The 14650-nt window shown below is 63.1% G+C and carries 12 protein-coding genes; 5 read left to right on the top strand and 7 right to left on the bottom strand.

Annotation, left to right across the window (positions count from 1 at the left end):
- Positions 1–295: 295 nt before the first annotated feature.
- The 5 genes from LZC95_24170 to LZC95_24150 all read left to right on the top strand — a co-directional run bounded on the left by LZC95_24170 (position 296) and on the right by LZC95_24150 (position 6016).
- The gene (locus tag LZC95_24170) at positions 296–1099 is read left to right on the top strand and encodes a glucose 1-dehydrogenase (protein WXA99898.1); all 804 of its coding nucleotides are present in this window, start codon (positions 296–298) and stop codon (positions 1097–1099) included.
- 102 nt (positions 1100–1201) lie between these two features.
- Entirely contained in the window at positions 1202–2857 is a 1656-nt protein-coding gene (locus tag LZC95_24165) for a hypothetical protein (protein WXB00377.1), read from the top strand.
- 10 nt (positions 2858–2867) lie between these two features.
- On the top strand, positions 2868–3965 hold the full coding sequence (locus tag LZC95_24160; GenBank protein WXA99897.1) for a sugar kinase: 1098 nt from the start codon (positions 2868–2870) through the stop codon (positions 3963–3965).
- Between the two features lie 3 nt (positions 3966–3968).
- The gene (eda, locus tag LZC95_24155) at positions 3969–4616 is read left to right on the top strand and encodes a bifunctional 4-hydroxy-2-oxoglutarate aldolase/2-dehydro-3-deoxy-phosphogluconate aldolase (protein WXA99896.1); all 648 of its coding nucleotides are present in this window, start codon (positions 3969–3971) and stop codon (positions 4614–4616) included.
- Positions 4617–4729: 113 nt separating this feature from the next.
- A complete protein-coding gene (locus LZC95_24150) occupies positions 4730–6016 on the top strand; it encodes a PQQ-dependent sugar dehydrogenase (protein ID WXA99895.1) in 1287 nt (428 codons plus the stop codon).
- Positions 6017–6156: 140 nt separating this feature from the next.
- Here the strand turns inward: LZC95_24150 and LZC95_24145 are convergent, their stop codons facing one another.
- The 7 genes from LZC95_24145 to LZC95_24115 all read right to left on the bottom strand — a co-directional run bounded on the left by LZC95_24145 (position 6157) and on the right by LZC95_24115 (position 14555).
- Complete coding sequence (locus LZC95_24145) at positions 6157–7371, bottom strand: hypothetical protein (protein WXA99894.1); 1215 nt, start codon at positions 7369–7371, stop codon at positions 6157–6159.
- 1 nt (position 7372) lies between these two features.
- Complete coding sequence (locus tag LZC95_24140) at positions 7373–8560, bottom strand: hypothetical protein (protein WXA99893.1); 1188 nt, start codon at positions 8558–8560, stop codon at positions 7373–7375.
- 30 nt (positions 8561–8590) lie between these two features.
- On the bottom strand, positions 8591–9532 hold the full coding sequence (locus LZC95_24135) for a hypothetical protein (protein WXA99892.1): 942 nt from the start codon (positions 9530–9532) through the stop codon (positions 8591–8593).
- Positions 9526–10284: a hypothetical protein gene (locus tag LZC95_24130; GenBank protein WXA99891.1), complete on the bottom strand. Its 759-nt coding sequence runs from the start codon at positions 10282–10284 to the stop codon at positions 9526–9528. The genes LZC95_24135 and LZC95_24130 overlap by 7 nt, the downstream gene beginning before the upstream one ends.
- 63 nt (positions 10285–10347) lie before the next feature.
- A complete protein-coding gene (locus tag LZC95_24125; protein ID WXA99890.1) occupies positions 10348–11256 on the bottom strand; it encodes a hypothetical protein in 909 nt (302 codons plus the stop codon).
- Between the two features lie 100 nt (positions 11257–11356).
- On the bottom strand, positions 11357–14254 hold the full coding sequence (locus LZC95_24120) for a penicillin acylase family protein (GenBank protein ID WXA99889.1): 2898 nt from the start codon (positions 14252–14254) through the stop codon (positions 11357–11359).
- Between the two features lie 97 nt (positions 14255–14351).
- Positions 14352–14555, bottom strand: a complete 204-nt coding sequence (locus LZC95_24115) for a hypothetical protein (GenBank protein WXA99888.1) — start codon at positions 14553–14555, stop codon at positions 14352–14354.
- Between the last annotated feature and the right edge of the window lie 95 nt (positions 14556–14650).

Genomic DNA, 14650 nt, shown 5'->3' with positions numbered 1-14650 from the left:
GAGCTCAGTGACTCTAGAGAGGATTCACATGAAGGCGGGAAGGCGGGAAGGGGTGTCGACGCGCCCGTCGCGTCGCGATTTTTTTGTCGTTTCAGTTGGGCCGATGGCTCCGATTGAACCAACAAAAAAACCTTCCCGCCTTCCCGCCTTCATGTGAATCCTCTCGAAGTCGTTCGAACGTGAGGCGCGACTTGACTGTCTAGAATCCGCAAGGTAACCGGTGTAATACTACGAAAACATGGTCAGGCTGTCAAGTGGCCTTACCAATTGCGAGACGGGCAACGAGGGAGCGTTCATGAGTGCACAGGACCAAGCAGCGTCGGGTCATGTCGATGGTTTGCGCCTGAACGGGCGCGTGGCCGTGGTTCTGGGGGGAACGACCGGCATTGGAAGGGCCCTTAGTTTGGGTCTGGCGGATGCGGGGGCCGACGTCGTGGCGTCTGCTCGACGTCCAGAGCCCGTGGAGGAGGTCGCGAAAGAAATCGAGCGGCGAGGGCGCCGCACGCTCCGCGTGACATCCGACGTGGGAAACCGCGCATCGCTCGAGAGCCTGCTGGAGGGGGCCGTGAAGGCGTTTGGCAAAGTGGATATTTTGATCAACTGCGCCGGAAAGACCAAACGGACCCCCACGCTCGATGTGAGCGAGGAAGAATGGAACGATATTCTGGCCACGAACCTCACGGGCACCCTACGCGCCTGCCAGGTGTTCGGACGGCATATGCTGCAGCGCGGCTATGGTCGAATCATCAACATCGCGTCAATCTCCACATTCGTCGCACTGTATGAGACGGCAGCGTACAACTCGAGCAAGGCGGCAGTGGGGGCGCTCACGAAGACGCTGGCCATCGAGTGGGGCTCGCGCGGTGTGCTGGTGAACGCCATTGCGCCCGGAGTTTTTCGAACGGATCTGAACGCGGGCTTGCTCGATGGAACCGAGAGAGGCCGCGAGTTTGGCGTACGAAATCCCATGAAGCGATTCGGAAGGGTAGAGGAGCTCGCTGGGGCCGCGGTCTTCCTTGCGTCAGATGCAGCCAGCTTCGTCAATGGAGAAATCCTCGTCGTGGATGGAGGTGTTTTGGCGAGCGGTGTGAATCAATAGGTATTAATGATCGAGATCGTTTAGTATCGCCTCCAGTCTCGTAGCGTCGAGGGTACTATCCATACCGTCGGCGTTGCGCCATGTGGTGAAGGGAGCACGCACATGACCAATCGCTCGATCCAAACACCGTGTATCGTTTCCACCTTCGTGTTGGCCATGCTGGTTTCTTCCAGCGCGGCTGCGCAAACGCCGCCCGCTCAAGAACCCGCGCCGGCGCCTCCGCCGGCACCCTCTTCTTCTGCACAAGAAATGACACCGGTGTCACCGCCACAGATCCCACCACCCGCGGAGACACCAACGCCACCGCCCCCGGCTCCCTCGGGGGCGGCACCTCCGCCCGCGCAACCCGCGCCGGCTACACAGCCCGCGCCGATCGTTCCGCCGCCGGGCGAGCCGCCGCCTGCTCCTTCGCTTTCTCCGGCTCCTGCAACCAGGCCCGCGTTCGGTACGGGAAAGGGGAGGCGAGGCTTTGCCTCCGTCTCCGAGTTCGCGCGTTCTCCTTATACGGTGAGAATCGGCTCCGACGCCAACGAGTGGCGCATTAGCATCTACGGCTTCGTCGAGTTCAACATCATGCACGACTCGACCCGGAGCTACAACGACTCCGCCGGTTCCACCGTCATCCAGCGCGAGGACACCCTCGCTGGGCAAAAGGGTCGCACCACCTTCACCGCGCGTAACAGCCGCATTGGCTTTCGCATGGAGTCGCCCGAGTTTCACGGCATCCGACCGTCGGCGGTGCTCGAGGGTGACTTCATGGGAAATCAGCCGCCCAACGTCAACGAGTCGCAGCTTTTCAACAACCCCACGTTCCGCGTGCGCCACGCATATGTGCGATTGCTGAACGACTACGTCGACGTTCTCGGTGGTGAGAGTTACGTCCTTTTCGGGGCGCAGCCGTACTTCTTTCCGGCGTCGGTGCAATACCTCCCGATACCCAATCAAGTGCTGCACCGTTCCATGCAGCTTCGTCTTTCGCACACTTTCAAAACGGATCCCATCAACGTCGACATCGGCGCCGCTGCCATCCGTCCCACGCAGCGCGACTCGACGTTGCCCGAGGGGCAAGCCGCACTGAAGATCACCGCGAACAACTGGAAAGCACTGCACACGCCGGGTTCCCTCGGAACCGCAGCGGATGGCGCGGCGCTGGCCGTGTCCGGGCTCGTGCGAAGCTTTCGGGTCAATGAATTCTCGGCCAATCCCAACACCACGAAAACGGAGGCCGGTTGGGGTCTTTCGGTCGATGCGATGCTGCCGATCATCCCCGTGCCTGATGCGGAGAAGCGCTCCAATGCGTTGACCCTCACCGGCTCGTTCGTCGTCGGCGCGGCGATGGCCGATCAGATGGGCATCACGGCTGGGGCGACGCAGCCGCCGCTTCCGAACCCGCCCGGCGGAACGTACACCTCGGACGTCGATAACGGACTCGTCATCTACGACCGCGGTGGTTCGTTGCACACCATCGATTGGCGCAGCTTCGTCGTGGGGATGCAGTACTATCTGCCGCCTTCCGGGCGCGTGTTCATCTCGTCGAACTTCACGCACGGCGAGTCGCGAAATATCACCGGCCTCGTCGATCCGTCGCAAATGCGAAACGTCTTCCGATTGCAGCGGTACTTCGACGCGAACATCTTTTTCGATATCACCCCCGCGGCACGTGTCGCCCTATCGTACCAGTGGACCTGGCAGCGATTCCTCGATGGCGCCAGCGCCGAGAATCAACGCTACATGTTCGGAATGTACTACCTATTTTGACGAGGAGCTCATGAGTCTGACCATTCGACCGAAGACGAATTGCCGTTTTGACCTCGTAGCGCTGGGGGAGGTCATGCTCCGCCTCGACCCGGGCGAGGGGCGCGTTCATACGGCGCGCACGTTCCGGGCGTGGGAAGGGGGAGGGGAATACAATGTCGCCCGAGGGCTCAAGCGCTGTTTCCGTCTGGACACGGCGATTGTCACCGCATTGGCGGACAACCCGGTGGGGCGGCTGGTCGAAGACTTGATGTTCCAGGGCGGTGTCGACGTATCCCACGTCCGTTGGTTGCCATACGATGGCGTGGGACGCGCGGTCCGCAATGGCTTGAACTTCACCGAGCGCGGCTTCGGCCTGCGCGGTGGCCTTGGATGCTCGGACCGCGGCCACACCGCGGTAAGTCAGCTTGCGCCCGGGCAGATCGATTGGGAGCGCATCTTCGGACAGCAAGGCGCGCGCTGGTTCCATACCGGCGGCATCTTCGCGGCGCTGTCCGAAACGAGCGCCGCATTGGCCGAGGAGGCGATGGTCGCGGCGAAAAAGCACGGCGTCGTCGTCTCGTACGACTTGAACTACCGCGAATCGTTGTGGAAGGGCATCGGCGGCAAGGAGCGCGCGCAAAAGGTCAATCGCTCGCTCGCTCGCTACGTCGACGTGATGATCGGCAACGAGGAAGACTTCACCGCCGCCCTGGGCTTCGAGGTCGAACACACCGACGAGACGTACGCCTCGCTGGAGATCGAGTCGTTCGAGCGAATGATTCAAAAGGTCTCCGCGACGTATCCCAACATGTCGATGATTGCGACGACCTTGCGTCAGGCGAAAACGGCGAGCAAGAACGATTGGGGCGCGGTCTGCTTCTACGAGGGCCGGCTGTACGCGGCCCCGCAGCGGGTGGACTTGGAGATTTACGATCGCATCGGCGGGGGCGATTCGTTTGCCTCCGGTTTGATCTACGGGTTTTTGCAAAACAAAGGACCCCAATGGTCCGTCGAGTGCGGTGCGGCGCACGGTGCACTGGCCATGACCACACCAGGCGATACGTCGATGGCGACGTTGGCCGAGGTGGAAAAGGCCATGAAGGGGCTCGGCGCGCGCGTCGAAAGGTAAATCATGAAAAAGCGAATCGTCGATAGAGTCATCGAAACAGGCATCGTCCCCGTCATTCGCGCGCCGTCGGCGGAATTGGCGACGCTTGCCATCGATGCGGTGCGGGCCGGCGGGATCGACGTCATCGAGGTGACCATGACGGTCCCCGGTGCCGTTCCCCTCATCGAGTCGTTGGTGAGCCGTTACGGCGACAAGGTGGTCATCGGCGCCGGCACGGTCCTGGACGCCGAGACGGCGCGTGCGTGCACCTTGGCGGGTGCGGCGTTCGTGGTGAGCCCCATCGTGGACGAGGCCATCGTGGCCTCGTGCCGCACGTACGGCGTTCCCGTGCTTCCGGGCGCTCTCACGCCGACGGAGATCATGCGCGCCGTGCGCGCCGGCGCGGACATGGTGAAAGTCTTTCCGTGCGGCGCCATGGGCGGGGCAAGCTACATCCGCTCGATCAAAGCGCCATTGCCCAACGTGCACTTGGTGCCCACGGGCGGCGTCTCCGAGAAAACCGCGGGCGACTTCATCCGCGCAGGGGCCAGCGCCATCGGTGTGGGCGCCGACCTGATCGATATCGAGAAGCTCCGCGCGGGTGACTCCAACGCGGTCACCGAGGCCGCGCGACGCTACGTTGCAGCGGTGAAGGCTGCACGCGAGGTGTAACGAAAAAGAGAGAATTCACAGGAAGGCGGGAAGGAAGAGAGGTTTTTTTTCTGCCGCTCTCGACCATTAAAAAACTTCCCGCCTTCCCGCCTTCATGTGAATTCTCTCCGGGCATGTCGAGCCATCGGGTAGCATCCTTGGCATTGGGGGCGGCGCTCGTTGCGTGCGCGGGATGCAAAGGTGGATCGACGTGCCGCACGGGGGAGGCGACGGACGTGCGGGCGACGTCCGATGCTCGCGTGGTGGGGGTCGGCGTTCTCGGGCACCACGAGATCCGCGTGGGCGATCTGCCGCACCCCGGTGGTGAGACCGCGACGAATGGGCCGACGGTGATTGCGCGCCCCGCCGGGGCGAACCTGGTGATGCCCGAGGGCTTCACCATCGCGCCCTTCGCGGAAGGCATATTCAAGGGCCCGCGTTGGGTGACGGTGGCGCCCGATGGCGATGTCTTCGTGGCGGATGCGGGCGCAGGCAGCATCATCGTGTTGCGCGACATCGACGGTGATGGTCGCTCGGACGCGCATTTCACCTTTGCCACGGGGCAAAATCGGCCCTTTGGGTTGGCCTTTCACGAATCGTGGCTTTACGTCGGCAATACCGATCGCGTCGTGCGCTTTCGTTACCGCCCCGGGCAAACGGCGGCGGAGGGCGAGCCCGAGCTCATTACGGAGCTTCCCAGCGGCGGGTACAATGCGCATTGGACGCGCAATGTGGCGTTCAACCTCGAGCACACGAAGCTTTATGCGACCGTCGGCTCCGAGACGAACGCCGACGAGGAGCCCGAGCCGCGCGCGTCCGTGCTGGAGATGAACCCCGACGGCAGCGGCCGTAGGGTCTTTGCCTACGGCACGCGCAATCCCATTGGGCTGGCGTTTCACCCGGAGACGCACGCGCTGTGGGCGGTGGTTCAAGAGCGCGATGGCCGCGGCGAGGATCTCGTGCCCGACTATGCCACCGAGCTGAAAGACGGCGGCTTTTATGGCTGGCCCTTCGGCTACATGGGGCGCCACGAAGATCCGGCCCATCGGAACATGCGCCCATCGCTGGTGCGTCAGACCCTCGATCCCGATGTCCTCATCCAGGCCCACTCGGCCACGATGTCGATTGCCTTCTACACCGGCTCGATGTTCCCGCAGGAATACGTGAACGACGCCTTCGTGGCCCTCCACGGCTCCTGGAACCGCCAAAAGCGCACCGGCTACAAACTGGTGCGCATCCGCATGAACCACGGCCGCCCCATCGGCGGCTACGACGATTTCGCGATCGGCTTCATGCTGGGTCAAGACCGCTGCGAAGTATGGGGCCGCCCCGTCGGCCTCGCCGTCGCCAAAGACGGATCCCTCCTCATGGTCGACGACGGCAACATGCTCGTCTGGAACATCCGCTACAAATCCCCCTGAAGACGACCCAGAAGATTGAACAGGGAGGCGGGGAGGCGGGGAGATTTTTGGGTTTTCAGTCCGCCCAGTGAGCGCAATGAAACAAAAAAAACTCCCCGCCTCCCCGCCTCCCTGTTCAATTCTCTCGGGGCGTGACCGAGCTATTCGCGGGGCCAGATGGCGACGGTGCCGCCGACCCAGGTGAGGTTCTTGTTGAAGTCGACGCCCAGCATTTTGCCGCGGGAGGTGCGCACCAAGAAGAGAAGGGGCACCAAGGGGCGTGGGCCCTCGAGGGAGCGGCGTAGCAGCATCACGCGGACCTCGGCTTTGACGCCGTTGCCGTCAGGCATGCGAATGGCGGGCGCGTAATCCACCTTCTCCTGCAGAATGAAGTTCTTCCGCTCGGCATCGCCCAGGCGCGCGAGCACGTCGTGGGTGACGTCGATCACCACGCCGGCGCCGGCGAAGGAAAAGAGCGGCTTCAGCACGTAACGCGAGAGATCCTCGGGAAGGTCCGCGATGTCCGACAGAAAGCGCGTCGGCGGCACCGCTGCGTGTTTCACGAAGGGCAGAGCGTACTTCGACCAGGTCCAATACCAATTGGGATGCGAGCACCAGGTGATGTCCAGATCGTCGCGCCAATCGAAGGGCGGCTCCACGCCTTTCACCGCGAGCTCGTCGAACACGAGGCGATTGTAAATGCGCTTTACCGGAATGCGCCGCCCGCCCGAATCGCGGTAAAGGCGGCGGCCCTCCTTGATCAACTTGGTGACGCAAATCGCATTGACGTCGAAAAGCCGCTTCGTCGCCACGAAGTCGGGGGCCGTCTTCTGCTTTTCCGGCTCGTGGTCGACCAGCACCACCTCCTCCGGATCGTTGTCGGCCAGGATCATGCGGCGGATCCAGTCGATGTTCTCGCTCCGGCTCCCTTCGACGAAGCACGTCCACTCCACGTCGAGCCCCGGCACCTTGGCGAGAACCTCGTTCCAGGCGTCGGCCTCCACCGTCTCCAGCGCGTACAGCGAGGGAAACGCCTGCAGCTCCACGACCTTGCCCTCGAGCTTTCCGCCGGGGCCTTCCACCAGCGCAAAGTCGACCTGCACGCAATCGGGCAAGGGATCCATGCCCGGCGCGTCGTACTTCGCCGGGATGGCTTTCTTCAGCTCCCCCAACGTCTCCGGCTTGGACAGCTGGCCGACGATTTCTTCCGCCGACCGCACCAATTGCTCCCTCAGCTCGGGCGTGACGAACAGCGGCGTCTCGGCCAACCGAAATGGGAAGGGCCCCACCGCGCTCTCCAGCCAGCGGTGGTAGCGCGTAAAGAGATCCTCTTTGTCGAAAGCCTGGTTGAAGGCGGTGCGGCGCGGGGTATCCATCTCAGTTCGTCGGCTCTTTCGCGGCAGGAAGAACGGCGGTGAAATCACGCGCGAAGCGCGCTTTGTAATCGTCCAGGAGGTGCTCGACCCGTTTGCGATCGCTCGATTGCACCACCAGGCCCGCATGGTTCGGCTCCGGCGCGCGGTAAACGATCTCCGGATCGGTGTACCTCGACCAATCCGGCCGCTCGTCCTTGGACAAGGTCATCAGCAGGCCGGCGTAGTCCTTGCGCACGGGCGGCAGCTTGTAGTCGTCGCGATCGATCTCGATGTTCGCCCACTCCGCCCAAGGATTGATGCCGCTCGCCGCCTCGATGCACTCGGCGATGTGCGCGCCGCCGACGCGTGCGCCCGATTCGAGGAAGTAAAAGCGGTTGTCGTGCCGGCCCAGAATGAACTCGGTATGGGCCGAGCCGTACTCGAGCCCCAGCGCCGCAATGACGCGCTCGTTCATCTCCCGCAGCTGCGCCGCCTGCTCGGAATTTCGATCCAACGTCGTCGTGGAGAAAATCCCGCCGCCGTGGGCCACGTCGAAGGGCGGATCGCCGCAGCGGTGGGCCAGCTCGAAGATGACCTTGCCCTTCACGACCAGCGAGTCGACGTGAAACACGTCACCCGGCAAATACTGCTCGAGCAGATGGAACGACTGCGCATCGCCCTGCTCCTCGATGAGCCGCCAGAGCTGCTCTTCCGACTTCACCTTGGTGATGCCGGCGGCGCTGGCTTGCGAGCGCGGCTTGTTCATCCAAGGCGCCGGCGTGCGCTGCGTGAAGGCGCGAACCTCGTCGTAATTGAACACCCCGGTGAAGTCCGGCACGGGCACACCGAATTCTTTGGCGCGCTGCCGCATGGCCAGTTTGTCGCGGAAATAGCGTGCGCCCGAATCGCCCATGCCCGGATGGCGGAAGTGCTCACGCAGCGCACCGGCGATTTCCACGTCGAAGTCGTCCAATGCCACGATGGAGTCGAATTTGATCGACCGCGAAAGATAGCTCACCGTGCGAATCGTCTCGTCGAGCTTGGGCTTGTCGTGCTGCGCGAACACTTCCGTCAGCGATTCGCGCGGCCACGCTTCTTTGAGGAGCTTCTCCCAGGTCAAAAGGTACACGCGTGCACCGCGCGCATGGGCCTGGCGCATGAAGCGCTCCCCTTTGAAATAGCTGGCCAAGACGAGAAGGGACTTCGGCATCAGGTACTCCTCAAATCAGGTCGAACGACGTCAAACAATGGAGGTGAGCTCGTTCCAGCGCGGGCGGCTCGCGCGCGGGGTCTTTGCCGCATCGATCACCAGGTCGGCCATCTTTTCGACGGTCCATCGGAAGTGGGATTCGCCGAGCGACGTGATGTCGAAGTCCGGCGCCGAGTTCATGAAATCGATGGCGTACGGGATGCCGTCGGCAATCGCGAACTCCACCGTGTTCATGTCGTAGCCCAGCGCGCGCGTCAGCTTGAGCGCGTCGTGCACCACGCGGGCCTCCAGCTCCGCGCCGAGCGGTGGCATCGATTCGTGCGCATGCCGGTACCGGTCGAAGTGCGACAGCCGCGGATCCCAGAGCGCAGGAAGCACGTCGCGGCGGCCGATGACGATGCAGCGCACGTACTGCACCCAGCGGATCTCCTCCTGCACGATCATCGTGTAGCGCCCGCTGTTGTCGTACGCCGTGTGCAGTTCCTGCATCGACGCGACGCGCGTGACGCCCGTCCAGCCACCGCCCCAGTGCGGCTTGATGTACATGGGAAACCCGAGGTCGCGCTCGATGGCCTCCCAGTCGACCAGCCCCATGTTGTGCTGGAGCGATTCGGCGCTGATGCTGCTCTCGTAGTCCTTCGATGGCAAAAGCACCGTCTTGGGGACGCTGACGCTCAGGGCATCCGCCAGCGCCACGTCGAAGAACTTGTCATCGGCAATGCGGAAGAAGGGGTCGTTGATCGTGCGCGCCCCGCGGAGCTTCGCCACCTTGAGGAAAGGTTGGTAGCAAGGCACCTCGTGCGAAATGCGGTCGACGATCACCTCGTACTCGAGCTTGTCGGTCGCACGGGGCGCGTTGAAGTTCGCATACACGACCTCCACGCCGACGTCGCGCCGGGCGACCTCCGCCATCAGCGCCTCGGGAAAGGAGCGCTCCCTCCCGACGAGCAGCCCGACCCGCCTCGTCACCATCCGAGCCGCTCGCTCAAGTAGTAGTTGAGCATCTTTCGCCACGTCGGCCAGTCGTGCGGCGTGTCATGGCCCCACAGATCCAGGTTGTTCCAGATCTTCGATTCCCAGAGCACGTTCGAAAAGTCCTTCGACTGCTGCGGGTGCTCCCACTGCCCTTGGCCCGTCAAAATGTGAATCTGGCTATGCCGGATCAAATCCCGCGTGCGCGCGTCGTGGATGTTGCGCACGTACCACATGGGATTGTTGAAATAGACATTGTCGTCCTGGTACCCGTGGAGCCAGCTGGGCCAGAGCTCGTAAAAGCCGCTCATGGCAATCAGCGTGTCGAACAAATCCGGGCGGCGGAAAAACGAGTTGGCCGCATGGTACGCGCCGAAGCTCGCCCCGGTCACGCCGATGCGCGCATCGGGATTACCTAGGGAGCGGCGGATGTGCGGCACCACCTCTTCTTCGACGTACTTGGCATAGAGCGACTGCCTGCGTGCCTTTTCCTTCGGGCCGATATCGCGATTCATCCACGACAAATCGTTGATCGTATTGATCGCAAAAATGCTCACGCGACCATTGAGCAAATGGTGCTCGACCGCTTTGATCAGATAAAAGCGCTCGGCATCGTAAAGATCGCTCTGGGCCGTGGGGAAGAGAAGGAGCGCATGCCCATAGTGCCCGTAGCGCACGATGGGCATTTCAAGGCCGAGGTTCGGGCTACGCCAGCCGAAGACCTCTTTGTTCAAGGTCGGGTCGATGTACATGAGGTACACCGATCCATAGCCTATCTCTACCGACGACTCGAAACCAAACCGCGGGCCGCGAAGTTATTTGCCTTCGTTGGAGCTCGACTGAATGTACCTGGGGCGGCCGATGACCCATTCTTTGAGCCGAGGTGGATCGCTGCCCAACAAGGGACGGACGCCGGCGGCGCGTGCGCCACCTGGTCGGGCCAACAGCCATGCGCGCTGCAGCGCGGGATCGTCGGAGGGTGTGATCGCGATGTTCGCCTGCGAAATCCCGAGCTCCGTGGGATGTGGCGCATTGCTCATGGGCGCCAGCGAAGCCGATTTTTCCTGCCACGCATAAGGTTTCGTCTCGGTTGCAATCCGGACGACGTCGGGCATGCCAATCAGTTTCGTGGCGATGGAGTGCGCGAACAGATCCGTCGTCTTGCAATAGACGAAGCCGAGTGTGGTCGGCTTCGGCGTGCGCACGGGGACGTCGTTCTGCCAGTACCAATTGGCCGGTGCGGGGCCCCAACCCACGTAGCCCGACGAGCCGGTGCGCCAGACCACCCATGCCCCGGCGTAGCGGCGGCCGGGAACCCAGGCCCACCCGCGCGGGCCGGAGAACATCCATCGGCCATAATGGAAGGTGGCCCAGCCCCACGGGAGGGTGGAGACCCAGACGTATTCGCCTTGGCCGTAGGTCCATCGCCCGTGCGTGGCGTAGGGCGTGAAGTTCGCCCCCACCTCCGCGCGCGACGGATACCAGACGGTGCCCAGCCTCCGGTCTTCTTCCCAGCTGCCGTGCGGTTCGAGCTCCGCACGGAACTGATCGAGCGCGCTCGGATCGACGTCGGAGTATTGCTCCGAGAAGATATCCGTCTCGCTCGGCACGAAGTGGGGCGTCTCGTGGTGCGCTTCGCCCACGGGGCTCTCAATCTCGGGAATGCTGGATGCGCAACCGCAAACGAGCACCAGCGCGAACGAGGAGCAAGCCAGTACCTTCATGACCGCGTGATTCGAGAGTAGCGCGCACGGCGCGGAAGGGCCATCACGTTGCGCAGTCACGCAACGCTGCAACGGCAGAACGGGTAAGCGCGTGTGCGACTCATTTGGAGGGCGGCGATGACGAGTAGAGAGTTCGCGTTTCCGCTTCTGCCTTCACATCGTCGTGCGTGAACGGCACCGCGTGATTCTGATTGCGCCGCCAGAGCTCGGCCTCGTCGCGGAAATGCTTGTCCTTGTCGTCCCAGACGGCGCCGCCCGGCAGGGCATTGCGGGCACGCGGCCCCGCCGGATCCATTTCGATGACGAAGCGCTGCGTCGGGCCGTGCGAGTAACTGAAATTTACCTGAGAAAGGTTTCGGGTACCGGTGCTGTAGGTCGCAACGTCGACGTTGTACCCATCACCATGGCGGGGGAAGCCCCTGGGGAATGTCGCATCGCCGCCCTGCGGAATGGACAGTGACGGCCACAACGGGACCAAGGATTCGAAGCGCAGCGTGTGGAAGGCGCCCCACCGCCACGCGTTCCGTTCGGCCCCGGCCCTCGGGTCGGCCTTCAAGAAGGTGAGCGCGTCGAGCAGCGAGGTGACCATGCGCTCGTCCCGCGTCTCCACGGCATCGGTGCCCAGATCGTCGAAGAGCACCGCATCGTTCGAACGCACGATGTTGACCAGCGCCACGCGGATATCGAACGGCGACGACTTGAAGTCGAGTTTGCCAAGCTCATCGTCGAACGTTGCCCCGAGCATCCGGACGAGCCACACGTTGAAGATGAGCGTCGCTTTGCTGGCGAGGGCCTCGCCCGGATCCGTCGACAGCTTGTTGTCGTCGAGGTTGAGTCCTGCCGCGGCCTCGTAGTCTTTTTCCACCGCCCAGCGCCGCAGGACGTCTTGCACCTCGGCGATGAGGGCGGGGTCGTATGCCGCGTTCTTCACCACGGCGGTGAGATCCGGATGGGAACCCGGCGTGGCGCGTTCCTGCTCGGCGCGGCCGAGGGCCTCGAGCAACTTCGGCGTGAGCTCCGCACCGAGCGGCGATCGCGCGTCGGCTTGGATGGAGGCCATCTCCTCGGGGGTCATCTTGTTGCCCACGGCCTCGATGCGTTGCTTGATGCGCGCCTCGCGGAAGCCCGGATCGTAGTTGCAGCCGCCCACGTAGAAGGATTCGCCATTGGGCAATTTGTCATTGGACGGATCGCCGTCGAGCGTCACGCCCACCTGGTCGTTGTTGGCCGTGGCAATGTACCCCGACGAAGGGTTCTTCACGTGCGGCACGTACGCTTCGGGGAGATATTCCCCCGTCCACTCCGCCGTGCCGTCGCCCGGAAGGACGAAGCACGGCAGCGTCCCCGAGAAGGTATTCGGGTCCCACGTATACGCGCGCTTGTCGCGCTTCGGTATTTGGGATTGGGACGAGTAGAAGATATCCCCATTGGTATCGGCGAATACCCAGTTTTGGGCGCCCACGGAGAAGTTTCGAATGGCCGTTCGCGCGTCCTCGACGTTCTTGGCGCGCATGAATCCGAATACGGCCGCGAGCTCGTTGGTGGGCTGCATTCCCGTCCAGCGCATGCTGAGCACCGCCTTCGCCGGATCCGGCGGCACCACCTTGTGCTCCACGATGGTTGGAACCACCGGGCCGTGGTGGGGCACGTTCAGCACGTCGTACTCGATGGGATCTTGCCCTTGGACTTTGATGGTCTCGTGAATCTTCTCGAACGGCACGCTCTGGCCGTTGAACATGACGCCCGAGGCATCGCCGCTCAGCGTTTCGCTGTAGACGTCCGACACGTCGTAGTTGGCGGTGGTCGCGCCCCAGCCGACGTTCTTGTTGTACCCCAGAATGACGCCCGCGATTCCCGGGAAGGCCAACCCCGAGACATCCAGGTTCTGCGCGGGATCGCTGGCATTGATGACATTGAGGTGCACCATCCAGAACACCGCGGGTGCCGACAAGGTCAGGTGCGGATCGCTGGCCAGCAGCGCGTGCCCGCTCGTGGTGCGGCTGGGCGCGACGACCCAATTGTTCGATCCGGTGAACGGGCGCTCCCCGAGGAAGGACTTCAGCGTCGTCAGGCCCGATACGAACCCCTTGGCCGCATCGAATGCCGCCGGCGGCGTTGGGGCTCGGGCCGCTGCACGCGGCACCACCTGCATCTGCGCGATGGGTCGCGGAACGATCTCGATCGGCTGCGATTGCACGTGTCCCCCGTCGTTGGGAAAGCCGGGCAACACCGTCGCCGTGTCGATCGGTTTGAACGCTGCATACTGCGCCAGAAGGTTGGCGCGATCTTTTAGGCGAGCATCCGTCGCGGTCGCATTGAAGGTGGCGCGCCATTTGGCAATGAAGCTCGACTGCGCAATTTCGCTTTCCACGTCGAACGACAGCTGCTGCGACTGGAACCGCGCCACCGCGAGAACGTCGGCACCCGTCCAGGGCTCGAACGCGGCCAGAGGAAGAAGCGACATCGATTCGGGCAGCGCCTCCGCCATCTCGGCATTCTCCGAATTCAGGCGCGCATTGAATTGCGAAATGCCGTCGGCGTACGCGTCGAGCAGCTTCTTCGCCTCGCTCTCGGCGGGCAGGGCGTCGTACATCTTTTTGGCCACACGGTGCAGCCCGACGGTGCGCGCGCTGATGTCGGCGTCGATCAAGTCCGGACTGAGACCGCCGAGCACCTCCGCCATGCGGCCTTCGGCCAAGCGCCGGATCAACTCGAGCTGTGCGGTGCGGTCGCGCGCGAGTTGGTATCCCTGCACGCGCATCGCATCGGGCGCCGTGGTGGCGTAGATGTGCACCACGCCGTTCTTGTCACGCATCACGTCGACGGGGCCGTCCAAGCGCTCGATCTGTTTGCGCAGATCGATCTTCGGTGTGTGACCGAAAGGCCCCGGTGCTTCGGGAATGCCGTCGCCCGTGGAATTGCATCCGACGTGCGACATGCAGGTCATGCAGGTCATGAGTCCAAGCGACAGCGACACGACAAGGGTTCGGAAGCGCATCGCGCCGCAGGATACACCGTCCCGTTCCCGCACCCGAGAAAGATGAGCCGCTCCCGTTCCCAGCCGCGTGGGAACGGGAAACGTGACGGCCTTGGCGTTACTTCAGAAAGTTGCTGACGGCGTTCTTGGCGGCATCGATGACGCCTTCGACTTTTTCACCCGTGAGCGCCGATTCGACGTGCCCACGCACCGCGTCGGGAACCTTGGACCCGATGAAGTTGCGCACGACATTGGCGACTTTCTCCGCCTGCTCCTGGCTGAGATCCGCTTTGGCTACGAGTTCCGAAATGAGAGCCTTCATGTCGTCCTCTCCTTTCCGTTGCCCGCGGAGTCTATCATTCGAAATCGGGTGTGCGAGAACATGCGCGCTCCAGCTTGTGTTGAATGTTGAATTCC

The sequence above is a fragment of the Sorangiineae bacterium MSr12523 genome (assembly GCA_037157775.1).
GTDB lineage: Bacteria > Myxococcota_A > Polyangia > Polyangiales > Polyangiaceae > Pendulispora > Pendulispora brunnea.
Note: the sequence above shows the minus strand (reverse complement) of the source record. Positions and strands in the feature narration are given on the sequence as shown.